Origin of the sequence: Bradyrhizobium sp. UNPA324, assembly GCF_006658635.1 — a bacterium.
Taxonomy (GTDB): domain Bacteria; phylum Pseudomonadota; class Alphaproteobacteria; order Rhizobiales; family Xanthobacteraceae; genus Bradyrhizobium; species Bradyrhizobium nanningense.
Genome location: NZ_LFJD01000004.1, coordinates 2,938,440 through 2,962,408, shown reverse-complemented (window position 1 = coordinate 2,962,408; position 23,969 = coordinate 2,938,440). Strand labels below are relative to the sequence as shown.

Genomic DNA, 23,969 nt, shown 5'->3' with positions numbered 1-23,969 from the left:
TGTCGTAAGCGTGATAGCCGAAATCGCCCTCCTATTCCAAGCCGGTTGCGCTTAACTCCAGCTGGCCTGCTGGTGTAGCCTCTATGGCTGGACGCTCCAAGAAAACCGAGAATCCGAAAGCAGAAAACGGGAAGCACAGCATCATGACCCAGTTCAACGAGACCGAACTCACCGAAGCCGTCGTGCGGAGCTTCGACAGCACGCCGAACCCGCGGGCAAAATTCCTGCTCCAGGAATTGGTGAAGTCGCTGCACGATTACGTGAGCAAGACAGGTCTCACCTTCGAGGAATGGGAATATGCCATCGAGTTCCTGACCCGAACCGGTCAGAAATGTACCGACACCCGTCAGGAATTCATCCTGCTGTCCGACGTGCTCGGGGTCTCCATGCTGGTCGATGCCGTCAACCACAGGGATCGCGAGGGTGCCACGGAGACCACGGTGCTCGGCCCGTTCTATGTCGGCGAGCACAAGGTGACCGCACACGGCACCGATATCTCCCCCAACAACCAGACCGGCGAGCGGATGTTCGTGCGGAGCCGCGTCACGGATCTGAAGGGCAAGCCGCTCGCGAACGTCCCCGTCGACGTCTGGCATGCCGATGATGACGGCTTCTACGATTCACAAAAGGCCAACTATGACGAGGTCGGCGCCTCGGCGCGGGCCCGCTTCATCACCGACGACGACGGCCGCTTCTTCTTCCGCACCATCCTGCCGTGCAGCTACCCGATCCCGACCGATGGTCCGGTCGGCGAGATGATCGTGCAGACCAAGCGCCATCCGATGCGCCCGGCGCATGTGCACTTCCTGGTCAATGCGAAGGGCTACGAGCCGCTGATCACCCACGTCTTCATGGATGGCGACAAATATCTCGATACCGACGTGGTGTTCGGCGTCAAGGACGATCTCGTCGCCAAGGTCGAGCCGCGCAATGACCCCACGATGCCCGACGGCACCAAGGCGAACGGGCAATGGCACCTGATGAGCTACGAATTCCACCTCAAGCCCGGCGGCGGCATGGCGCCGAAGCCGCTGGGAGTGAAGGCGGGAGAGCCGGCGTGAGGGCCCGCTGGGAAGGGCGGCAGCCTGGGCGCGGACGACGTCCGCTGTGCTCTTGAAAGCGGTGCAATCACGGAGCTCGGTTAATTTCCTGCCGGCGACCACACCGACACTTGGTCGGCTGATCCCGATTCACCAGCCCAAGTCTACCTAAGCCCAAGTCTACCTAAGTATGGCCACTTCATACCTGCGTGCGATGGCGCCGACCAAGTGCTTGGTGTTACCGATATATCCAGAGTGCAAAGCAACGGAACCGGCCTGCGAGCCGGCAGTTGCGGGACAAGGCCGGCGGCGTAGTGCCCGCCGGCCCTTCTCCCGATCCAGCGGCGCTTTGCCGCTCAACTGATGCTTACCGCCATGGTTGGTGCAGAGAGTACGCCATGAGAAACATCGCCGATCTTCTGATGCGGTTCTGGCAGCCGGCCCCCGCGTCCCAGACTCAGGTTGCGACTGCGGCTAAAAACCGAGATCGATCCAGTATGGCAGATTTCGTGCGGATCCTGCAGGCCTACGATCAAGCCCATTAGGGCAGGAATTAGAGGCAACCGCGTCGGTCCGTGATACCGCCGTTCAGGGGCATTCGCGTCGACGTGGCCGCACCGCTCGACAGGGCCCGTCAGGGGAAAAATCTTGAAGCCTCGGATCTCGCCTGCGCAACGCACAATGCGTTGCACTATCATCGATCGCGATTGGGAACCCATTCCTCCGCGGTAGCGTCCCAATGATGGGTGTCGTCGAAGTGCTTCCAGGGTGGCCGCCTTGGCTTGGTTTCATGGTCCTGTCGGTTTGCATTCGACGTGCGGAGTCGGACGACCAGCGCTCGAGCCATCATCACCCATTCGCGAGCGCTATATCGGGAGTTCCATTTGATTGCAGCGAACATTGGATGCCTCCTTCAAATAAGAAGCTTTCGCCACATTAGCCCGGCCAAGAACACAGGAATGTAAACCACTTCACAGTCAGTCGGCATCTTCGACATGGCCGTGGGCGATCTCACTGCGCGACGGCCACACCTATGTTCGCGCGCAGCGTCCGGCTCAGGTCACGCTGCCGCGCGAACAAAACACACGCGACGAAACGTAGCATTGTACTTGTAGGCGGAGACGCGTCCTTTTGACAGAGTGCATGTCAGCGCTGGTGGGCTGTGCGCTCGATAGAGGTCAGCGCATGCTTGAGCTTTGGAACAGCTGGTACGACACCCTGGTCTCGGTGGAGGCGCTTGCCACGGTCATCGTCATTGTCCTAGTGGCTGCGGGCGTCATTACGCTGGCGGAGAGTCGGCGGCGATAAACGCGTCCGACAAATGATTGATTTAGGAGACCCTGACGCTTCCGCCCTTAGGTCCTAACGCGCGTGCAGCAGAGCCAGCAGCACGACGACTGCGCAGGCAAGCGCCGCCGAGGTCAGCTTCCAGAACATCAGCGGGCTGCGCTCGAGCAGCGGTGTGATCCGCGTGTCGAGATAGGCCGGATTGGGCGTGCGTAGCTCGAAGATGAACTCGGAGAGGTCCTCATGCCGCTTGTAGGGATCGGGATGCAGTGCGCGCCGGAGCGCGCCGTCGACCCAGGCCGGGACATTGCGGTCGTCGTCGGCTGCGCGATATTTGAGCCGCCGCACATCCGCCTTGCGGCGGATCCTGGCGATCTGGGTGCCGTAGGGAAGCTTTCCCGTCAGCATCTGATAGCAGATCACGGCCAGCGAAAACATGTCGGAGCGCGGTGAGCCCCCTTGCCCGAGAAAATATTCCGGCGCCGTGTACTGCATCGTGCCCAGGATTTCGTCGGCCTCGTCCGGCGGCGCGGCCTCGGCGACGCCGGCGACCCTGACCGATCCGAAGTCGATGATTTTCGCCGTACCGGTCTTGTCGATCAGGATGTTGTCGGGCCTGAGGTCCTGATGCAGCATCTCCATGCGATGGAAGGCGCGCAGCCCCGCGGCGATCTGCTCAATGATGCCGCGCACGGTTTCGAGATCGGGGCGCGGATTGTCGGTCATCCACTGCTTCAGGGTCTGGCCCTCGACGAATTCCATCGCGACGTAGAGATAGCTGCGGCGCCGCGATTGTGAGAGCGGCTTGAGAACATGCGGGCTGTCGATCCGGCGCGCGATCCACTCCTCCATCAGGAAACGCTTGAGATAGGCGGCGTTGTCGCGCAGATCGACTGACGGCAGCTTGAGCGCAACCGGCTGCTCGGTCTCGGTATCGACGGCAAGGTAGATATGGCTGCGGCTGCTGCCGTGGATCTCGCGGACGATCCGGTAGCCGTCGAAGATCGCCCGCGGCTCCGGCAGCGCGGGAAGCGGCAATTCCGAGGTCTGATTGAAGATGCCGGCCGGCTCGCGCTGCGGCACAGCGTCGATGCGAATGATCTGGACGGTGATGTTGTCGTCGCTGCCGCGCCGGTAGGCCTCCTCGACGATCGCCTTCGCGGCCCCGTCGAGCTCGGCTGCGTGCTCGTGCAGCGCGCTCGTGACGAAACGCGCGTCGACGAATTCGTAGGCGCCGTCGGTCGCCAGCAGGAAGGTGTCGCCGGCCTCGACCTCGAACGCCTGGTAGTCGATCTCGAGTTGCGGATTGATGCCGAGCGCGCGGCCGAGATAGGTCTGCTCCGACGACACGATGATGCGGTGATCGTCGGTCAGTTGCTCGAGCGCCTTGCCGGCGACGCGGTAGATGCGGCAGTCGCCGACATGGAAGATGTGCGCGGTGGTCGCCTTGATGACCATGGCGCTGAGGGTGCAGACATAACCCTTGTCGCGGTCATAGGCATATTGGCTCTTGCGCGTCTGGGCGTGCAGCCAGGAATTGGTGGCGTCGAGCACGCGGCGGGCGGACGTTTTCACCGTCCAGGATTCCGACGTGCAGTAATAGTCCATCAGGAAGCTCTTGACCGCCGACTCGCTGGCGATCTGGCTCACGCTGCTGCTCGAGATGCCGTCGGCGAGGACCGCTGCGATGCCTTTCAGGCCGAGCAGCGGCTCCTCCGGAATCAGAACGCCGTGAAAATCCTGGTTGACCGGCTTGCGGCCCTTGTCGGAGTGCTGGCCGACCGAAATCAGGAGTCCGCGCATCTTCGCCATCACCAGGAGAGGGGAGCCTCACCCTGCTCGGGCAAGGCTCCCCTGTCGAGACGTATTCGATCAGGCGGCCACGCGGGGCTTCGCAGCCTTGTCGACCTGGCGCTTCGGCAGGGTCATGACATGCGTGGCGTAGAGAGTCAGGCCGGTGAAGGCGAGCCCGCCGACGAGGTTGCCGAGCACCGTCGGGATCTCGTTCCAGATCAGATAGTCCAGGATCGAGAACTTGGCATGGAGCATCAGGCCCGACGGGAACAGGAACATGTTCACGACGGAATGCTCGAACACCATGTAGAAGAACACCAGGATCGGCATCCACATCGCGATCACCTTGCCGGGGACCGAGGTCGAGATCATGGCGCCGACCACGCCGGTCGAGACCATCCAGTTGCAGAGCATGCCGCGCATGAACAGCGTCGCCATCCCCGCCGCGCCGTGCGCGGCATAGCCCAGGGTCCGGCCCTCACCGATATTGCCGATGACCGTGCCGACCTTGTCGGGGGCCTGCGTGAAGCCGAACGTCGTGACGAAGGCCATCATGAAGGCCACCGTTAGGGCGCCGGCGAAGTTGCCGATGAAGACGAGACCCCAATTGCGCAGTACGCCGCCAAGGGTAACGCCCGGGCGCTTGTCGATCAGGGCGAGCGGCGAGAGTACGAACACGCCGGTCAGGAGGTCGAAGCCCAGCAAATAGAGCATGGCGAAGCCGACTGGAAACAGCAGTGCGCCGATGATCGGCTGCCCGGTGTTGACGTTGATCGTGACGGCGAACCACGCCGCCAATGCCAGGATGGCACCGGCCATGTAGGCACGGATGATGGTATCCCGGGTGGACATGAAGATCTTGGACTCGCCGGCATCCACCATCTTGGTGACGAATTCCGAAGGCGCGAGATACGACATCAATGGTTCCTTTGCTTCGTAAGTGAGATCGACACACCCTCTAAGAGAGCGCGGCTGAACGTCTTTGGCCGTGCGGGCTGGCCTGCCGCGCACGAGGGCTATGGAAAGTCTGGAAGCCTTGGGAATCGCGTCACGAGGATTGAGCCGGCGAGGGCCGCGAACCAGGTGAGCTTCCGGTCTGCAGCCGCCAGAGGCTGCAAACAATGCGGCAAGCCGCAGTCTTCGTTGACGCGACAAGGGAATGCAAGTCGCGTGCCGTTCCAAGGCGCAATAAAAAACGAAGCGATATCAATATCATAGATCGCGCCTTAGTCCCCGGGCGGTGTGTTCCGAGGCCCTTTGCCTGGGCTGTTGCACAATCTTTGTGCGGCGCACAAGAATTGAGCAGGTCGCAAATTTCCCATGCGGAACCGCTCTGCGGCAGTTCGGCGCGGCCGCCGTAACCCCTTCAATATTCGCCATTTTTAGGGATGAAGGGCTTGGCATGAAGCTTGAATGGTTCCCTGCCGACGCCATTGAAGCCGTCCCGCGAGACTTCTCATCCGACTTGCCGACGCCACCAGACGGGGGTCTCCCCCGTCGTGCGTTCGCATGCGCCAAAGATGGCGCCGCCGGACGGACGGGCTGCTCGTGTGCACTGACGCCAATCAATTCTGCAACGACGCAAAGGACGACACCGCCTATGACCAAGCGCACCCGCCGGCCCTCGGAGACGGGCCTCAGCCGCCGTCAATTGTTGAAAGCCACCGGCTCCACCGCCGCACTTCTCGCCGCAGCAAAACTGAATTTCCCCGCCGGCGCCTTCGCTCAGGACGCAGGCCCCGAGGTCAAGGGCGCCAAGCTCGGCTTCATCGCGCTCTCCGATGCCGGCCCGCTCTTCGTCGCCAAGGACAAGGGCCTGTTCGCCAAATACGGCATGCCCGACACCGACGTGCAGAAGCAGGCCTCCTGGGGCACCACGCGCGACAACCTCGTGCTCGGCTCCGAAGGCAACGGCATCGACGGCGCGCATATCCTCACCCCGATGCCGTATCTGATCTCGGCCGGCAAGGTGACGCAGAACAACCAGCCGACGCCGATGTACATCCTGGCGCGGCTCAATCTCGACAGCCAGTGCATCTCCGTCGCCAATGAATATGCCGACCTCAAGCTCGGCGTCGACGCGACGCCGTTCAAGGCGGCGCTGGAGAAGAAGAAGGCGTCCGGCAAGGCGGTGAAAGCCGCGATGACCTTCCCCGGCGGCACCCATGACCTCTGGCTCCGCTATTGGCTCGCGGCCGGCGGCATCGATCCCGACAAGGACATCGAGACCATCGTGGTGCCGCCGCCGCAGATGGTGGCCAACATGAAGGTCGGCACCATGGACTGCTTCTGCGTCGGCGAGCCCTGGAACCTGCAACTGATCCACCAGAAGATCGGGTATACCGCTGTCACCACCGGCGAGCTCTGGAACAAGCATCCGGAAAAATCCTTCGGCATGCGCGCCGCCTTCGTCGACAAATACCCCAAGGCGGCCAAGGCGCTGCTGATGGCGGTGATGGAAGCCCAGCAATGGGCCGACAAGGCCGAGAACAAGGCCGAACTTGCCGCCATCATGGGCAAGCGGCAGTGGATGAACTGCCCGGTCGAGGACGTGCTCGACCGCAGCGCCGGCAAGTTCGACTACGGCATCCCCGGCAAGGTGGTCGAGAACTCGCCGCACATCATGAAGTACTGGCGCGACTTCGCTTCTTACCCGTTCCAGAGCCACGACCTCTGGTTCCTGACCGAGGACATCCGCTGGGGCAAGTACGAGCCTGGCTTCGACACCAAGGCGCTGATCGCCAAGGTCAATCGCGAGGACATGTGGCGCGATGCGGCCAAGACGCTCGGCGTGGCCAGCGCCGAGATTCCGGCCTCGACCTCGCGCGGCAAGGAGACCTTCTTCGACGGCAAGGTGTTCGATCCCGAAAATCCGGCTGCCTATCTGAAGTCGCTCGCGATCAAGCGCGTCGAAGTCTGATGGAGCCCTGCGGCCGCCCCGGGGCGGCCGCATCGTCCTTGCGAAGCCGGAGAGAGATAGCGATGAATATGCCTGCCACGAAGATCGAGCTTGAGACTGCGATGCCTGCTGCAGCCGCTGCGCCGGTCGTCGCGATGACGCCGAAACGGCCGCCGCGCACTGAAGCCTACGCGCGCATGGCGAGGGAGACCGCGGTTCGCATGATCCCGCCGCTGGTCGTGATCGCGCTGCTGACGCTGGTGTGGGAACTGATCTGCCGCCGTGCCGGCTCGGCGCTGCCGCCGCCGTCGAGAGTGTTCAAGGACACAAAGGAGCTGATCCTCGATCCGTTCTTCGACCATGGCGGCATCGACAAGGGCCTGTTCTGGCATCTCTCCGCCAGTCTGCAGCGCGTCGCCTTCGGCTACTCGCTCTCCGCGATCGCCGGCATCGCGCTCGGTGTGCTGGTCGGGCAGTCGGTCTGGGCGATGCGCGGGCTCGATCCGCTGTTCCAGGTGCTGCGCACGATACCGCCGCTGGCCTGGCTGCCGCTGTCGCTCGCCGCGTTCCGCGACGGCCAGCCGTCGGCGATCTTCGTCATCTTCATCACGTCGATCTGGCCGATCATCATCAACACCGCGGTCGGCATCCGCAACATCCCGCAGGACTATCGCAACGTCGCCGCGGTGGTGCAGCTCAATCCGCTCGAGTTCTTCTCCAAGATCATGATTCCGGCGGCGGCGCCCTACATCTTCACCGGCCTTCGCATCGGCATCGGCCTGTCCTGGCTCGCGATCGTCGCTGCGGAAATGCTGATCGGCGGCGTCGGCATCGGCTTCTTCATCTGGGACGCCTGGAACTCCTCGCATATCAGCGAGATCATCCTGGCACTGTTCTATGTCGGCATTATCGGCTTCGTGCTGGATCGCCTGATCGCGGGCCTCGGCAAGGTCGTCACCCGCGGCACCGCGCAGAATTGAAGGAGAGGGGCACATGACCGCCTATCTGAAGCTCGACCACATCGACAAGGTCTTTACCCGCGGCGCCGCCACCACCGAGGTGCTCAAGGAGATCAACCTGACGATCGAGAAAGGTGAATACGTCTCGATCATCGGCCATTCCGGTTGCGGCAAGTCGACCTTGCTCAACATCATCGCAGGTCTGACCGGCGCCACCACGGGCGGCGTGCTGCTGGAGAACCGCGAGGTCAACTCGCCGGGGCCCGATCGCGCCGTGGTGTTCCAGAACCACAGCCTGTTGCCGTGGCTCACCGTCTACGAGAACGTCAGGCTCGGCGTCGACAAGGTCTTCGCCAGGACCAAGTCCCGCGCCGAGCGCGACGCCTGGGTCATGCACAATCTCAACCTCGTGCAGATGGCCCATGCCAGGGACAAGCGCCCGTCGGAAATCTCGGGCGGCATGAAGCAGCGCGTCGGCATCGCCCGGGCGCTGGCGATGGAGCCGAAGGTGCTGCTGCTGGACGAGCCGTTCGGCGCGCTCGACGCGCTGACCCGCGCGCACTTGCAGGACTCGGTGATGGCGCTGCATCAAAAGCTCGGCAACACCATCCTGATGATCACTCACGACGTCGACGAGGCCGTGCTCTTGTCCGACCGCATCGTGATGATGACGAACGGGCCGAGCGCGCGCATCGGGGAGGTGCTGGAGGTGCCGCTGGCACGGCCGCGCAAACGGCTCGAGCTTGCCACCAACGGCATCTATTTGAAGTGCCGCCAGCGCGTGCTCGAATTCCTCTACGAGCGTCATCGCTTCGTCGAGGCCGCGTAAACCGGAAGTTAACGCGACCGACGCGTGCGCCCAAATAATCGACATCCCGCTCAATCCTTGTGCGTCGCACAAGGATTGAGCGAATCGCAAATTTACCGTGCGAAAAGACCCTGCGAAAAATTCGGGCAACACGAATAACGTTCTGAAATCCCTGTATTTCCAGCGTGCGCGCAACTGGCACGGAAATTGAAACGTCTTTGCGCGACGCCAACGACGACGTCCCTCAACATCATCAATCAGCATCGTGAACTCGCCACCGGGGTGAAGCCTCGGAGCGCGCCTCCGTGACCGGAGGCCGAGCCTGCAACGACGCAGCGGTGAGCCTGAAAGGGATACTCAATGACGAAGAATCCGACTTGGATTTCAGACTGGCGCCCCGAAGATGAGGCGTTCTGGAATGCGACTGGCAAGACTATCGCGCGACGCAACCTGATCTGGTCGATCGTGGCCGAGCATATCGGCTTCTCGGTCTGGCTGATCTGGAGCATCGTCACCACCAAGCTGCCGCAGGCAGGCTTCCACTACACCACCGACCAGCTGTTCCAGCTCGTCGCGGTGCCGGGCCTGATCGGCGCCCTGATGCGCTTTCCCTATACTTTCGCAGTGACGACCTTCGGCGGCCGCAACTGGACCATCTTCAGTGCGGCGATCCTGTTCATTCCAACCTTGTCGCTTGCCTATTTCGTGAGCCAGCCTGACACGCCGTTCTGGCTGATGCTGCTGATCGCCTCGACCGCCGGCCTTGGCGGCGGCAACTTCGCCTCCAGTATGACCAACATCTCCTTCTTCTTCCCCGACAGGATGAAGGGCTGGGCGCTCGGCCTGAATGCGGCCGGCGGCAATATCGGCGTCTCCAGCGTGCAGCTCCTGACCCCGATCCTGATGACGCTGGCTGTGTTCAACCTGTTCCAGGCCACGCCCGTCGACGGCATCTTCCTCCAGAATGCCGGCCTGATGTGGGTGCTGCCGATCGCGATCGCGGTGTTCGGCGCGGTGTTCTTCATGAACAACCTCACGTCGGCGAAATCGTCGGTGAAGAACCAGCTCGCGATCGTCAAACGCAAGCACACCTGGATCATGGCGTACCTCTATATCGGCACGTTCGGCTCCTTCATCGGCTACTCAGCGGCGTTTCCGCTCCTGATCAAGACGCAATTCCCGGCGATCTCGATCTCGATCGCGTTCCTGGGGCCGCTGGTCGGCTCGCTGTCGCGTCCGCTCGGCGGCTGGCTTGCCGACAGGGTCGGCGGCTCGATCATCACCTTCTGGAACTTCATCTTGATGGCGGGAGCCACGGTCGGCGTGCTCTACTTCGTCGGGCAGAAGGATTTCATCGGCTTCCTGTCGATGTTCCTGATCCTGTTCGTGACGACGGGCATCGGCAACGGCTCGACCTATCGCATGATCCCCTCGATCTTCCGCGAGGAGAACCTGTTCAAGGTGCGCGGCAAGGGCGATGCGGCGCGCGGGCTGGCGCTGAAGACGGCGAGCATCGAGAGCGGCGCGGCGGTCGGCTTCATCGGCGCCATCGGCGCCGTCGGCGGCTATCTGATCCCGACCGGTTTCGGCAAGTCGATCGCCCTGACCGGCGGGCCGCAGCTCGCGCTCGTGATCTATCTCGCCTTCTACGCCACCTGCCTCGCTCTGACCTGGTGGTTCTATCTGCGTCGCAGCCCGCAGGGCGAAGGCGCCTCAAGCCTTGCCGAAGCAAGGGTCTAGCACTTGGTACGAATCTCGCTTCTCCCCGTACGCGGGGAGAAGTCTCTCTGATGACGTTTGATCCATGAACTTTTTCCGCAACGGCGCGGACGAAGGCAGACCGAAACAGACAGGAGAACATCATGACGCCAGAACAGATCACCCTCATCCAGCAGAGCTTCGCCAAGGTCGCGCCGATATCGGAGCAGGCCGCGGTGCTGTTCTACGATCGTCTGTTCGAGGTGGCGCCGTCCGTGCGTGCGATGTTTCCCGAGGACATGACCGAGCAGCGCAAGAAGCTGATGGGCATGCTCGCCGCCGTCGTCGGCGGCCTGTCGAACCTGGACTCGATTCTTCCCGCTGCCTCGGCGCTCGCCAAGCGTCACGTCGCCTATGGCGCGACGGCCGACCACTATCCGGTGGTCGGCGCGACCCTGCTGTGGACCCTGGAGAAGGGTCTTGGCGAAGCCTGGACGCCCGAACTGGCAACGGCCTGGACCGACGCCTACGGCGTGCTGTCCGGCTACATGATGTCTGAAGCCTACGGCGCACAGCCGCAGGCCGCTGAATAGGAGATGCCTCGTGAGTGAACCGCTGGTCATCGTCGGTAACGGTATGGCGGCCGCGCGTCTGGTCGACGAGCTCGCGAAGACCGCGCTCGGCCGCTACGCGGTCGCCGTCATCGGCGAGGAGCCGCGGCTCGCTTACAATCGCGTGTTGCTCTCATCCGTGCTGGCCGGCGAGACCGGCTCGCACGAGATCGAGCTCCGGCCGGCCGACTGGTGGCGCCATCGCGGCGTCACCGTGCGCTACGGCTATCGCGTCACCGAGATCGACACCGGCCGCCGCGAGCTGAAGATCGAGGGCGAGGAGAGCATGGAATATTCCAAGCTCGTGCTCGCCACCGGCTCGACGCCGCTGCGGCTCAATTTGCCGGGCGCCGATCTCGCCGGCGTGCACACGTTTCGCGATACGCGCGACGTCGACCTTTTGCTGACGCTAGCCGCGGCCAAGAAGCGCGTTGTCGTCGTCGGCGGCGGCCTGCTCGGACTTGAAGCGGCCTACGGCCTCGCCAAGGCGGGCGCGCCGGTGACGCTGCTGCATCTGATGGACCGGCTGATGGAGCGCCAGCTCGACGAGCCGGCCGCCGATCTGCTCAAGACGCTGGTCGAGCGCAAAGGCATCCGCATCCTGCTCAACGCCTCGACCGCCCGGATCCATGGCGATGGACATGTCGAGGCCGTCGAGCTTGCCGATGGCAGCCGTATCGAGGCCGACGCCGTGATCTTCGCTGCCGGGATCAAGCCGAACGTCGCGCTGGCAAAAGAGGCGGGGATCGCCGTCAACCGCGGCGTCGTCGTCAACGACGTGATGCAAACCTCCTCGTCCGACATTTTTGCGCTCGGCGAGTGTGCCGAGCATCGCGGCACTTGCTACGGCCTGGTCGAGCCCGCCTATGAGCAGGCGCGGGTGCTGGCGCGGCATCTGGCCGGCCGGCCCGCCGCCTATCAGGGCAGCGTCGTCTCGACCAATCTGAAGGTGTCCGGAGTCAGCGTCTTCTCCGCCGGCGACTTCATGGGCGGGGAGGGCAGCGAGAGCCTGGTGCTGACCGACCGCAGGCGAGGCACCTACAAGAAGCTCGTGATCGCGGCCGGCCGGCTCACCGGTGCCGTGCTGATCGGCGATACCGTCGATGCGCTCTGGTATCTCGAGCTGATCCGCAATCGTGACAAGGTGGCGGCGATCCGCACCGACATGATGTTCGGCCGCGCGCTCGCGCGTCCCTCCAAGGCGGCGTGACAGGCCAGCTTGACAAGGCAGTTCGACATGACGGCAATCGATCCCTCGCTCCGCGCCACCAAGACGACCTGCCCCTATTGCGGCGTCGGCTGCGGCGTGCTGGCGACGCCCGACGGCAAGGGCGGCGCGGCAATCGCGGGCGATCCTGATCATCCCGCCAATTTCGGCCGGCTCTGCTCGAAAGGCTCGGCGCTCGGCGAGACCGTCGGACTGGAAAACCGGCTGCTCTATCCGATGATCCGCTGCAAGGGCGTGCTGGAGCGCGTCGCCTGGAGCGATGCCCTCGACCACGTCGCCCATCGCATGCAGCACATCGTGGCCCGCGACGGCGCCGATGCGGTCGCGTTCTATCTCTCCGGCCAGCTCCTCACCGAGGACTATTACGTCGCCAACAAGCTGATGAAGGGTTTTGTCGGCACGGCGAATGTCGACACCAATTCGCGGCTCTGCATGTCGTCGTCGGTTGCCGGCCATCGCCGCGCCTTCGGCGCCGACACCGTGCCCGGCTGCTACGAGGATCTCGACCAGGCCGATCTGCTCGTCTTCGTCGGCTCGAACGCGGCCTGGTGTCATCCGGTACTGTTCCAGCGCATGCTGAAGAACCGGCAGGAGCGGGGCGCGCGGATGATCGTGATCGATCCGCGCCGCACCGATACCGCCGATGACGTCGACTTGTTTCTCGGCCTCAAGCCGGGCACCGACACAGCGCTCTTCTCCGGGCTCTTCGTTGATCTCGTCGATAGCGGCGCGTTGGACAAGGACTACGTCGCGAACAATACGTCGGGCTTCGAGGACGCGCTGGTACGCGCGCGGAGCATCGCCGGCAGTGTCAGCGCGACGGCGCTTGCCTCGGGCCTGTCCGAGCAGGACGTCGCCGCTTTCTTCAAGATGTTTCGCGACACGCCGCGCGTCGTCACGCTCTATTCGCAGGGCGTCAACCAGTCGGCGCAGGGTACCGACAAGGTCAACGCGATCCTGAACTGCCACCTCGCCACCGGGCGCATCGGCAAGCCGGGCGCCTCGCCGTTCTCGCTCACCGGTCAGCCCAATGCGATGGGCGGCCGCGAGGTCGGCGGCCTCGCCAATATGCTGGCAGCGCATATGGGTTTCACGCCGCCGGACATCGATCGTGTCAGGCGGTTCTGGAAGGCGCCGCGCATCGCCACCCATGAAGGGTTGAAGGCGGTGCAGTTGTTCGAGGCCATCAATCGCGGTGAGGTCAAGGCGCTCTGGGTGATGGGCACCAATCCCGCGGTGTCGCTGCCCGATGCGGACTTCGTGCGCGAGGCGTTGAAGAAGCTCGAGCTGTTCGTGGTCTCCGAGAACGTCTTGTCCAACGACACGGTCGAGGCGGGTCCGCACGTGCTGCTGCCGGCCCTCGCCTGGGGTGAGAAGTCGGGCACGGTGACCAACTCCGAACGCCGCATCTCGCGCCAGCGCTCGTTCCTGCCGGCGCCGGGCGAGGCGCGCCCCGATTGGTGGATCCTGTGCGAGACCGCAAAGCGTCTCGGCTTCGGCGATAGTTTCAACTACAAATCCGCCGCCGACATCTTTCGCGAGCACGCTGCGCTCTCGGCGTTCGAGAACGACGGCAACCGCGATTTCGACATTGGCGCGCTGACCTCGCTCTCCGACGAAGCCTTCGACGCCTTGAAGCCGGTGCAATGGCCGGTGCGTGAAGGCGGGGCGCCCGGAGAGCGTTTCTTCGCGAGCGGCGGCTTCTTCACCAATGACGGCAAGGGCCGCTTCGTTGCACCGGAGGTGCCCTCGCTGCGCGGCGAGACCGGTGCCTCGCGCCCCCTCAGGCTCAACACGGGGCGCATCCGCGATCAGTGGCACACCATGACGCGTACCGGACTGAGCCAGCGGCTCGGCGCGCATCTGCCCGAGCCGTTCGTCGAGATCCATCCCGATGACGCCAACAAATACAGCATCGTCCATGACGGCTATGCCCGCGTCACCACCGATTATGGCCAATGTATCCTGAAGGTGGTTGTGAGTGACCGCCAGCAGCGTGGCGCACTCTTCGTTCCGATCCACTGGAGCGCGATGAATGCCTCGCACGGCCGCGTCGGGGCACTGGTGCAGTCGTTCACCGATCCGTTCTCGGGCCAGCCCGAGTCCAAGGCGACGCCTGCCGCGATCGCGCCTTACGAATTCGTCTTCCGCGGTTTTGCGCTGTCACGACGGCAGCTCGACCTGCCGCCGAATCTGTTGTGGACCCGCGTCACGGTCGCCGGCGGTTTTGGCTATCTGTTCGCCGACAACGCGGATCTGTCGCGCTGGCCGGCCTGGCTCGATGGTGTCGCCGGCGAGGACGTCGCCGAATATCGCGATCTTGGCGGCGGCATCTATCGTGCTGCCGCCTTCGCAGGTGATCGCATCGAGGCTTGTCTGTTCGTCGGCCCCGGACATGACGCCGGCGATTGGGAGGTGGTCAGAAGTGCCTTCGCGGCCGATCACGTCACCGACGAGCAGCGCCGCATGCTGCTATCGGGCAAGTCGACGGAGGGGGCGGTCTCGACCGGACCGATCGTCTGCGCCTGCTTCGGCGTCGGCCGCGGCACCATCTGCGATACCATCGCCACCGGCGCGCGCACGGCGGCCGAGATCGGTGTCAGGCTCAAGGCCGGCACCAATTGCGGCTCCTGCATCCCCGAGCTGAAGCGGCTGATCGCGACGACGGACGACGCGCCACTGAAGCCGGCGAAGGTCGCGGGGGTTGCGGGTTAGGCCTGGCTCTCTCCGCTCGCAATGACGGTGTTGATGCAGGGGGGGTGCCGAGACTACGGTCTCGTGCCCCGGACGCAGCGCACCTTCCCTTCGACGGTGCGCTGCAGAGCCGGGGCCCACGTTGCAACGTTGCGCGGCTTTTCTGGGTCCCGGCTCTGCGCCGCAACGCTGATGCGTTGCAGCGCGTCCGGGACACGAGAGCGGTATGCCCTCTGCACAATCGACGCGCCGTCGATTGTGTCCTATGCTGGCGCGCTCTCCCCCAACAAACACAACAACAATGATGTATCTGGAAACGCCGCCGCGCCTGATCGAAACCAGGCTCTTCTCCGCGATGCCCGACAGATTCCGCCGCAAAGGCGTGCGGACGGAATGGGCCGACGCCAACCGGCCGAATGTGCCGACTGACAGTTTCATCGAGGGGCCATCCTTCGACAAGGATGGCAACCTCTACATCGTCGACATTCCCTTCGGCCGCATCTTCCGCATCGCGCCTGATGGAGAGTGGTCGCAGGTCGTCGAATACGACGGATGGCCGAACGGGCTGAAGATCGCCGCCGATGGCCGCATCCTGGTGGCCGACTACATGCACGGCATCATGGAGCTGGATGCCCAAGCCGGCCGCATGACGCCGGTCCTGACGGCGCGCAATTCGGAATCGTTTCGCGGGTGCAACGATCTGCATCTGGCGTCCAACGGAGATATCTATTTCACCGATCAGGGCCAGACTGGCCTGCATGACCCGAGTGGCCGGGTCTATCGGCTGGCATCGAATGGCCGGCTCGATTGCCTGATCAACACCGGTATCAGCCCGAATGGCCTGGTGCTCGACCCGACCGAAACTGTGCTGTTCGTCGCGATGACGCGCGACAATGCGGTGTGGCGGTTGCCGTTCATGAAGGACGGCAGCGTGTCCAAGGTCGGCCGTTTCTGCTCGCTGTTCGGCACCAGCGGTCCCGACGGCCTGACGATGGATGCGAAGGGCCGCCTGTTCGTCGGCCACGCCTCGCTCGGCCACGTCTTCGTGTTCGCGCCGAACGGCGAACTGATCGCGCGGATCAAGTCGTGCGCGGGGCCGAACTGCACCAACGTCGCGATCGGTGGCGCCAGCAAGGATCGTCTCTATATCACGGAGTCGTCGACCGGCAGCGTGCTGGTGGCGGACATCAGCGGACTGTGAGCTCAGACATGAACACAAACCCCTTCGGCAAGACCGGCGCCAATGTCTCCGTCATCGGGCAGGGCAGCTGGTATCTCGACCACGGCGACCGCAGCCACGCGATTGCCGCGCTTCAGCGCGGGCTCGATCTCGGCATGACGCATATCGACACCGCCGAGATGTACGGCGACGCGGAGCTCGTCATTGCCGATGCCATCGCGGGACGTCGCGATGGGGTGTTCCTGGTCTCCAAGGTGCTGCCGAGCAATGCCTCGCGCCGCGGAACCATCACGGCCTGCGAGCGCTCGCTGAAGCGGCTCAAGACCGACCGTCTCGATTGTTATCTGCTGCACTGGCGCGGTTCCTATCCGCTGGAAGACACGGTGGCTGCATTTGAGGACCTGGTGACATCAGGCAAGATCAAATCCTGGGGTGTCTCCAATTTCGACGCCGACGATCTCGACGAGATTCTCGATGTTTCCGGCGAGGGCCGCATCGCCTGCAATCAGGTGCTCTATCATCTGAAGGAGCGCGCGATCGAGCACGCGGTGATCCCGTGGTGCGAGAAGCATGGCGTCGCCGTCGTCGCCTATTCGCCGTTCGGGCACGACGACTTCCCGGATGCGCGCAGCAAGGGCGGTGCCGTGCTGGCGCGCATCGCGGAGGCACGTCGCGCGACGCCGCGACAGGTCGCGCTGAGCTTTCTCACCCGTGCAACTACGGTGTTCGCGATCCCGAAGGCGTCATCGGCCGAACATGCCGGTGAGAATGCGGCGGCCGGTGATCTCGTGCTGACGAAAGACGAGATTGCGGCGCTCGATGCGGCGTTTCCGCGCGGGCCAAAACCGCGCAGCCTGCCGATGCTGTAATGCACAAATATCCACTATTAACAGAGCATTGACGCGCGCGGCGGCTCGCGCATATCGGCATCCTGTTTTCGGAAGTTGTGAACGCGGCGCATTTGTCGTTTTTTACAACCTTCCTCGATTCGCACTTTGCCCGGGTTCCAGCCGTGACACCGCCGCCCGCCGCAGCCGCAAGGCTCGACACTATTCCCATGCCCGTGCCGGAGAAGAAGCAGAAGACTCGCCGCGCGCCCGCGCGCGTCGATCATCCCTTCAAGGGCATTGCGCTGGTGCTGTTATCGACGGTGTTTCTCGGCACTTCCGACGTCACCGCGAAATATTTGTCGACCAGCCTGCCGTCGATCGAGATCACCTGGATCCGCTTCGTCACCTTCGCGCTGATGTTCACGCCGGTGATGCTGCCGGGCTCGCCGCTCCATGCGATGCGCACCGAGCGCCTCGGCTTGCAATTGATGCGGGGTGCTGCGCTGCTCGGCTCCTCGCTGTTCTTCATCACCGGCCTGCGCTTCCTTCCCATTGCGGAAGCCTCCGCCACCGGCTTCGTCTCGCCGCTGTTCGTCACCGCGCTGTCGATCATCTTCCTGAGCGAGCAGGTCGGCCTGCGGCGCTGGATCGCGACTGCGATCGGCCTGACGGGCGTATTGATCATCCTGCGGCCGGGTACGAGCGCCTTCCACGCCGCCGCGTTCTTCCCGATCATCTCGGCGTTCTGCTGGGCTGCCGCGCTGATCCTGACGCGGATGATGAGCGGGCGCGAGGCCGTGCTCACCACCATGGCCTATTCCGCGCTGACCGGTGTTGCAATCCTCTCTCTGATGGTGCCGTTCGTCTGGGTCACGCCGAGCTGGACGGGAATCGGCGTCGGTATCGTGATCGGCGTCGCCTCGACTGTTGGCCAGTGGATCATCGTGCTGGCCTATCGCTATGGCGATGCCTCGGTGCTGGCGCCGTTCTCCTACACGCAGCTGCTCTGGGTCAGCATTTTGGGCTTCTTCATCTTCGGTGAGGTGCCTGACGTCTGGACGGTCGTCGGCGCCGCGTTCATCGTCGCCAGCGGCCTCTACATCGCGCATCGCGAGCGGGTGCGCCGTGCCCAGCTCTTGGTGCTGGAAGAGCGTTCCCCGAACCCCTGACGCAAGTCGCCGCGTCCGCTTCGTGCTATCAATGGCTCCAACGATAGGGAGGAGCCGGATGCGCGCTGCGATTTTCAGGAACGGTGAGATTGTCGTTGGCCAGATGGCCGACCCGACGCCGGGTCCGGGCCAGGTGCTGGTCAAGACGCTCGCCTGCGGCATCTGCGGCTCCGACCTGCACGCGCGGCAGCACGCCCATCGCATGGTGGAGATGGCGAGGAGGACCGGACGCAAGCCGATGGACTTGTCGCGCGACGTCGTGTTCGGCCACGAGTTCTGCTGCGAGATCGTCGACTACGGTTCCGGCACCGCGCGCAAGCTCAAGCCAGGCACGCGCGTCTGCTCGCTGCCGGCGCTGGTAACGCCGCAAGGCATCGAGGGCATCGGCTATTCCAACGACAATATCGGCGGCTATGCCGAGGCGATGCTGCTGAGCGAAGCGCTACTGCTCGAAGTGCCCAATGGGCTGGCGCCGGAACACGCGGCGCTGACCGAGCCGCTCGCCGTCGGGGTTCACGCCGTGGCGAAAGCCAACATAAGTGGCGGCGAGGTGCCGCTGGTGATCGGCTGCGGCCCGGTCGGGCTTGCGGTGATCGCGGCGCTGAAGCTGAGGGGACTGCATCCCATTGTGGCCGCCGACTATTCGCCGGCACGACGCGCGCTCGCAGCCAAGCTCGGCGCCGATGTCGTGGTCGATCCCAGCGTATCGCAGCCCTATGCGACCTGGGCCGAGCACGCCCAGATGTCGGACGCCGAGAAGGCGGCGCGGCCGCCGTTCCAGGCGATGCTGCCGGCGCTGAAGCCCGCCATCATCTTCGAATGCGTCGGCGTTCCCGGCCTGCTGCAGCAGGTGTTCGAGGGCGCCCCGCGCGATGCCAGGATCGTCGTGGTTGGCGTCTGCATGGAGGGCGACAGAAACGAGCCGATGCTCGGCATCATGAAGGAGCTGAACGTCCAATACGTGCTCGGCTACACGCCGGAGGAGTTCGCAGCGTCACTGCGCCTGATCGCGGAAGGTCGAGTGGACGCCGCCGCCATGGTGACAGCGGAGGTCGGCCTCGACGGCGTCGCCAAGGCCTTCGCCGACCTCGCCAATCCCGAGGCGCACACCAAGATCATCGTGCAGCCGTGGCGGTGAGGCCGCGTCGGGGGCGGTCTCCGCTCATTTTGATCGCGCGCTCCGCAAGCGGCGAACGGGTTCCCTGGGACGCTTGCACGTAAGGGTAGACGCGCAGGGTTTCTTGTGACAATCTCGGCGATTATTTCTTGCAATCCATTTTTTGCGGGTTCGCCGTGGCAGGTATTCAAGCCGCAGAAGCGCACACGCTGGTGTCCCCTGTCAGAACGGTGTTTCTGGGGGCGGTCGGCATTCTCGTCTGCGTATCGCTCGCGTGGTTCGAGGCCTACGGGTTGCAGGCCATTGGCGTAGATGTGCCGCCGCTCTGGTTCGTGACATTGGTCGCAGCCCATCTCGGTCTCTTGGCGTTCGTCGCTTTGCGTTCCAATCGGTTCGCGCCGCGGTGGCTCGCCACTGGTGGCATGGCAGGCTTGACGGTTGTTGCGGGCCTGTTCCTGTTGCTGCAATCGGCGGCCCTGAACACGATGCAGGAGCTTCGCGCGCCGCTCCGGGCTCCGCCGAGTCTCGATGCGAGGGGCCGCGACCCGCCGGCGCGGCCGCAATCGCCGCAGGACTTGCCGAAGGCACCGTTCGCGCCTGCGCCACCGTCGGTAGAAACCGCGCCGATCGTCAAGCAAGCTCCCGCGCGTATCGATAGCAAGGTCGCCAGAATCGATGATGCGGCGCAATCGTTGCCGGAGGTGAAACCACAAGCCGTCCCCGCGCGCGAACCAGCTTCGCAGACGCCGGGTGCGGGCGGCGACGTGAAGGCGTCGGCCCAAGAGAGGATCCCGGCCCCCTCACATGGCAGAATCGCCACGATCGAAGGAACGGCCGAGCCTCGGGCGCGATTGGGGCCGCGGGCCGCGCCCAGGCGCGAGTCACAACCGCCAATGTCAGCACCGATAGCCCCCGCGCCGCCGGTGGCCTCGGCGACGCCCAGTCCCGCACCCCCGCCAGTTGCCTCCGCCGCGCCACCACCGATGGGGTCCGCGGCGCCATCTGCGCCTACACCGATCGCGCCTGGCACGGGACTTCCGCGGGCGGACGGTCGCATTGGAGACTTCGTGGGCCGAGCGGCGCCCCCATTTGATCTGGACGGCAAGATAGCCTCGGACGCGCGGCCCTCGGGACCAGCGGCGCCGATGGGGCCGGGAGCCGCTGGTGATGTCGCCGTCGACAAGCAGGTCACGGCCTCGCCAGCGCCGAGTCCGACGCCGGTGCCCAATGCTGGTTCGCCAACACCCGAACCGGTCAACACCTCAGCCTACTGGAACGGGTGGTTCGTCGACGGAGGCGGGCCGGCAGCAAATATTCTGATTGCCAACAACACCTACACCTACACGCTCGACGTGGCTGCGTTCAATTACGCATTGCTGCGTCGAGCAACTCAGTCCTCCGGAGCGCAAGTGGATCCGGGATTTGCGGAGATGATCGCCGATTCCAGGACGCACGACGTTGTCCTGACCATCAAGCCGCTCATTCCCGAGGGCTCCGGCCTCAGGCTCGGAGACGATCGGCACTCCTACACGATGAAGATCGACCTGGACAAGATCCGGCATCCGGACGCGGATGCGGCGAAGAGATACGCTGACGGTTCGATGTCGATCACCGAACTGTCGAAACAGGCCAGTGCTGGTAGCATTCAGATCGGGCTGACCGCGGAATCGGAGGGCTGTGCCACGATCGCCTTCGCGATCTTCAGGGGTCTGCAGCCGCTCGATCATCTCGTGCAGCGCGTGTCCATCGGCGACACCAATACGTCCGCGCCTGTTTGCGACAGCGCCGATCCGGCGCAGGCCGCCGCGCTCTCGGGCGGCCTCAACTCCTTGCGCGAAGTATCGCTCGGAATGGAGGGCTCGGGCGCGGACGCGACCGCGGCCGCCGCGCTTCACATCTTCGATTTCGAAACCTACAGCATGGCGGTATTCGTCGATGGTCGCCCCGGAAAGACGCTGGTCTATGGTTGGCAGACGGCGTCGAGCGTCGTCGATTTCCTGAAGACTGATCGCTTCCAGAACATGATTTTGAAGGCGCGCAAGGATTCCGCCGACAAGAAGCCGGGCGGCTATCTTCCCGCTGCCAAGGAGCTTGCAAAGATCCTGTTCTCCACGAAATCCGGAAATTCGACGGAAGACGAAGCCAAGAACGCGTGGGCGGCCTTCCGGGCCATCGTTCGCGAGAGCACCGGATCTCCCGTGGTGGTGGTGCGTGTCGCCTCGGACGTAACCGGCGGTCAGAATCGCAGCATCTACGTTCCGCTCGGAATTCTCGGCGCCAAGGGACCGGACCCCGTCCTGGATAAGCCGATCATCGTGGTGCAGCCGATGGCGATCGAGCGATATCCATCTCGCGACAAGTGCATCGGCGATTGGATGTTTGCGGTTCCGGATGGGTTGGAGAACGTTCCTGGCGCTGTGATGCCACCCGGCTTTTTCCCCGCCAAGGTCCCGGGAACGCGGATTTCCGAGATCGACAAGCTCAGGCAATATCTTGCCGCGACGACGAGCTCGGTGACGCCGTTGCTAACCCTGGCGCCGGCTTCCGCGGTCGGATTCGTCGTTCTCGCCCACCAGGACGAGGGCGCGATGTGGTTTGCGGAGTCGACGGATCACATCATTTCGCAAGATATCGAGAAGAAGTTTCCGTCCGGGAGCGTCGGCATCTTCGCCGCCTGTTCCGCCGCGTCTGCCAAGGGCCGGAATACGGCGTTGTTGCAGCGGCTGAACGAGCAGGGATTCGACACGTTGATCGCCTCGCCGTTCACGATCGACGCCGGGTACGGCGTCGTCTTCGCCAGCTCGTTTGCGGAGATCATGGCCGAGGTCACGTCGCAGAAGCCGCCCCCCACCATCCTCGATCTTTTCGACAAGACGATCGCGCGAACGGCTCAAAAATTCAAGGACAAGGCCGATGCCGATTACAGCGAGCTGGGTCTCGAATATGTGCTGCTCGGCAATCCCGCGATCAAGCTCTGTGTCCAGCCCTAACCAGCAAGGTGCGGCATGAAACGTCGTCAGACGGCAGCGCTCATGGTCGCGATCATCCTGGCTTTCCCGGTTGCTGACGTTCGGGCCGACGATGCAAACGCGCCTGGCGTCGCCCAGGTGCCCTATCAGGCCCCGGCCGCCTCGCCCCGACACAGCGTGTTCATCAGCGATCTGCATTTCGGCGTCGGCAAGCAGGCCGGCGGCGCCTGGGACCCGACGGAGGACTTCCGCTGGCCGAGAGCACTCGAGGGCTTCCTGAACAGGATCACCGAGGATGGCGAGCAACGCGTCGATCTCGTCATCGTCGGCGACTTTCTCGAACTCTGGCAACCGCCAGCCGACATCAAATGCGGCGGCGCGGGCGCAGATCTCGGCTGCACGATCGACGAGATGGCCGCGCTGGTCGAAAAAGTGGCAGCCGAACATGCGGGTGATCTCGGCCTCTTGCGGGCGTTTGCCGAGCGCGGCGAAAACCGGTTGCACATCATCGTAGGAAACCACGACTCCACATTGCGCTATGCCGCGATCTGGAATGCGCTCGGAGCTGCGTTGAATGCCGCCAGTGGCCGCATCAACCTCGTGACCGAAGGCGTGTGGATTTCCGCCGACGGCCGCATCCTGGCGGAACACGGCAACCAGATCGGTCAGGACGTCAACAAATACGCAACATGGCCCGCGATATCTCGGCACGTCGACGGCAAGGACTACATTGTTCGGCCATGGGGCGAGCTGTTCGTTCAGCGGCTGTTCAACGATCAGGAAAGGACTTATTCGATCATCGACAATCTCAGCCCGGAGACCGCGGGAGCCCGGTATCGCGCCGCGGATCGGGGGCTCTGGGGCTCGGCGTCCGACGTCGCCAGATTGTTGAGCTTCAACTTGTTGGAAACGTCGCTGAGGCAGAAATCCGTCATGCTCGGCAAGCCTCCTGCTGGCAAGGTCAACTGGGATATCGGGATCGCGCGCGGCAAGGGCGCGATGCTCTTCCTCTATGCGCTGCCAAAGGAGGATCCGCTCAGGCAGCAATTGTCGAGAGACGATGAAGAGGCAATGGCGATCAAATCTGAGCTGACCAAGCTGGCGAACGACAAGGAGCAACTTCCTGACGCAGAAGTTCAACAGCTCTGCGATATGATCGCGGCGAATGAAAAGGACCAGATCTGCTGGGACATGCAGCTTGGGAGTCTCGTCGAGCATTTCCTCTCTTCCAAGAGTAAGGTGATGGCGAAACATCTCGCTGCCCGCCAAGCCGACCACAAGTCGATGCGTGTCTTCATCTATGGTCACACCCACCAGTACGAGGAGCCCTGGCGTGTCGACGTTGAAGGCTCGCCGGTAACGATTACGATCGCAAACACCGGCGCATTCCAGCGGCTGATTGACGACGCAGGGTTCATTAGGCGTCTCGGCGGTCGCGAACCACAGGAAGCTTTGCGTTCGACGAGCCTTGAAGAATTGCCGCCCTGCTACACGGCCGTCGTGGTGTCAGCTCCTGCGCCGGGACAACTTCCCGTTCCCAAGACTGTGGCTTGGCACATGCCGGAAGACGGCGCAGGCAGTTTCACGACGCCTGACGATCCGAGGTGTCATTGAGCGGCAGCCGCGGCACGGCTTTGTTGCCGCAGCGCTGCCGGTCTTGAACGATTGTTGCGCCGACGTTCCGGT

The 23,969-nt window shown here is 63.8% G+C and carries 17 protein-coding genes; 15 read left to right on the top strand and 2 right to left on the bottom strand.

Annotation, left to right across the window (positions count from 1 at the left end; all coding sequences use genetic code 11):
- Positions 1 to 143: 143 nt before the first annotated feature.
- Both UNPA324_RS14350 and UNPA324_RS35955 read left to right on the top strand, forming a co-directional pair.
- Complete coding sequence (locus UNPA324_RS14350; protein ID WP_141934955.1) at positions 144 to 1,061, top strand: intradiol ring-cleavage dioxygenase; 918 nt, start codon at positions 144 to 146, stop codon at positions 1,059 to 1,061.
- A gap of 1,164 nt (positions 1,062 to 2,225) precedes the next feature.
- The gene (locus tag UNPA324_RS35955; protein ID WP_283810244.1) at positions 2,226 to 2,348 is read left to right on the top strand and encodes a hypothetical protein; all 123 of its coding nucleotides are present in this window, start codon (positions 2,226 to 2,228) and stop codon (positions 2,346 to 2,348) included.
- A gap of 54 nt (positions 2,349 to 2,402) precedes the next feature.
- Here UNPA324_RS35955 and UNPA324_RS14345 read toward each other — a convergent pair whose 3' ends face one another.
- Positions 2,403 to 4,139 carry a bifunctional protein-serine/threonine kinase/phosphatase gene (locus tag UNPA324_RS14345; RefSeq protein WP_181769397.1) on the bottom strand — a complete coding sequence of 579 codons (1,737 nt, stop codon included), beginning with the start codon at positions 4,137 to 4,139 and terminating at the stop codon, positions 2,403 to 2,405.
- A 60-nt stretch (positions 4,140 to 4,199) separates the two neighbouring features.
- A complete protein-coding gene (locus tag UNPA324_RS14340) occupies positions 4,200 to 5,039 on the bottom strand; it encodes a formate/nitrite transporter family protein (protein WP_128916910.1) in 840 nt (279 codons plus the stop codon).
- Positions 5,040 to 5,721: 682 nt separating this feature from the next.
- On the opposite strand from UNPA324_RS14340, the gene UNPA324_RS14335 reads away from it, so the two are divergent.
- The 13 genes from UNPA324_RS14335 (at position 5,722) to UNPA324_RS14275 (ending at position 23,897) form a co-directional block, all read left to right on the top strand.
- Complete coding sequence (locus UNPA324_RS14335) at positions 5,722 to 7,041, top strand: CmpA/NrtA family ABC transporter substrate-binding protein (RefSeq protein WP_141934953.1); 1,320 nt, start codon at positions 5,722 to 5,724, stop codon at positions 7,039 to 7,041.
- A 62-nt stretch (positions 7,042 to 7,103) separates the two neighbouring features.
- Positions 7,104 to 8,000 carry a nitrate ABC transporter permease gene (gene ntrB, locus UNPA324_RS14330; protein ID WP_141934952.1) on the top strand — a complete coding sequence of 299 codons (897 nt, stop codon included), beginning with the start codon at positions 7,104 to 7,106 and terminating at the stop codon, positions 7,998 to 8,000.
- Between the two features lie 13 nt (positions 8,001 to 8,013).
- Complete coding sequence (locus UNPA324_RS14325; protein WP_128916913.1) at positions 8,014 to 8,808, top strand: ABC transporter ATP-binding protein; 795 nt, start codon at positions 8,014 to 8,016, stop codon at positions 8,806 to 8,808.
- A gap of 339 nt (positions 8,809 to 9,147) precedes the next feature.
- Positions 9,148 to 10,527 carry an MFS transporter gene (locus UNPA324_RS14320; RefSeq protein ID WP_141934951.1) on the top strand — a complete coding sequence of 460 codons (1,380 nt, stop codon included), beginning with the start codon at positions 9,148 to 9,150 and terminating at the stop codon, positions 10,525 to 10,527.
- Between the two features lie 122 nt (positions 10,528 to 10,649).
- Positions 10,650 to 11,078, top strand: a complete 429-nt coding sequence (locus UNPA324_RS14315) for a globin family protein (protein WP_141934950.1) — start codon at positions 10,650 to 10,652, stop codon at positions 11,076 to 11,078.
- Positions 11,079 to 11,088: 10 nt separating this feature from the next.
- The gene (locus UNPA324_RS14310; protein WP_164935914.1) at positions 11,089 to 12,306 is read left to right on the top strand and encodes an NAD(P)/FAD-dependent oxidoreductase; all 1,218 of its coding nucleotides are present in this window, start codon (positions 11,089 to 11,091) and stop codon (positions 12,304 to 12,306) included.
- 27 nt (positions 12,307 to 12,333) lie between these two features.
- Positions 12,334 to 15,039, top strand: a complete 2,706-nt coding sequence (locus tag UNPA324_RS14305; protein WP_128916917.1) for a nitrate reductase — start codon at positions 12,334 to 12,336, stop codon at positions 15,037 to 15,039.
- A gap of 283 nt (positions 15,040 to 15,322) precedes the next feature.
- Entirely contained in the window at positions 15,323 to 16,219 is an 897-nt protein-coding gene (locus UNPA324_RS14300; RefSeq protein ID WP_141938869.1) for an SMP-30/gluconolactonase/LRE family protein, read from the top strand.
- A gap of 8 nt (positions 16,220 to 16,227) precedes the next feature.
- Positions 16,228 to 17,067, top strand: a complete 840-nt coding sequence (locus UNPA324_RS14295; RefSeq protein WP_128916918.1) for an aldo/keto reductase — start codon at positions 16,228 to 16,230, stop codon at positions 17,065 to 17,067.
- Positions 17,068 to 17,255: 188 nt separating this feature from the next.
- Positions 17,256 to 18,197, top strand: a complete 942-nt coding sequence (locus UNPA324_RS14290) for a DMT family transporter (RefSeq protein WP_181769661.1) — start codon at positions 17,256 to 17,258, stop codon at positions 18,195 to 18,197.
- 58 nt (positions 18,198 to 18,255) lie between these two features.
- On the top strand, positions 18,256 to 19,335 hold the full coding sequence (locus UNPA324_RS14285; RefSeq protein ID WP_128916920.1) for a zinc-binding dehydrogenase: 1,080 nt from the start codon (positions 18,256 to 18,258) through the stop codon (positions 19,333 to 19,335).
- A gap of 1,124 nt (positions 19,336 to 20,459) precedes the next feature.
- Positions 20,460 to 22,304 carry a hypothetical protein gene (locus UNPA324_RS14280; protein ID WP_128916921.1) on the top strand — a complete coding sequence of 615 codons (1,845 nt, stop codon included), beginning with the start codon at positions 20,460 to 20,462 and terminating at the stop codon, positions 22,302 to 22,304.
- Between the two features lie 42 nt (positions 22,305 to 22,346).
- On the top strand, positions 22,347 to 23,897 hold the full coding sequence (locus UNPA324_RS14275) for a metallophosphoesterase (RefSeq protein ID WP_181769396.1): 1,551 nt from the start codon (positions 22,347 to 22,349) through the stop codon (positions 23,895 to 23,897).
- Positions 23,898 to 23,969 lie beyond the last annotated feature (72 nt).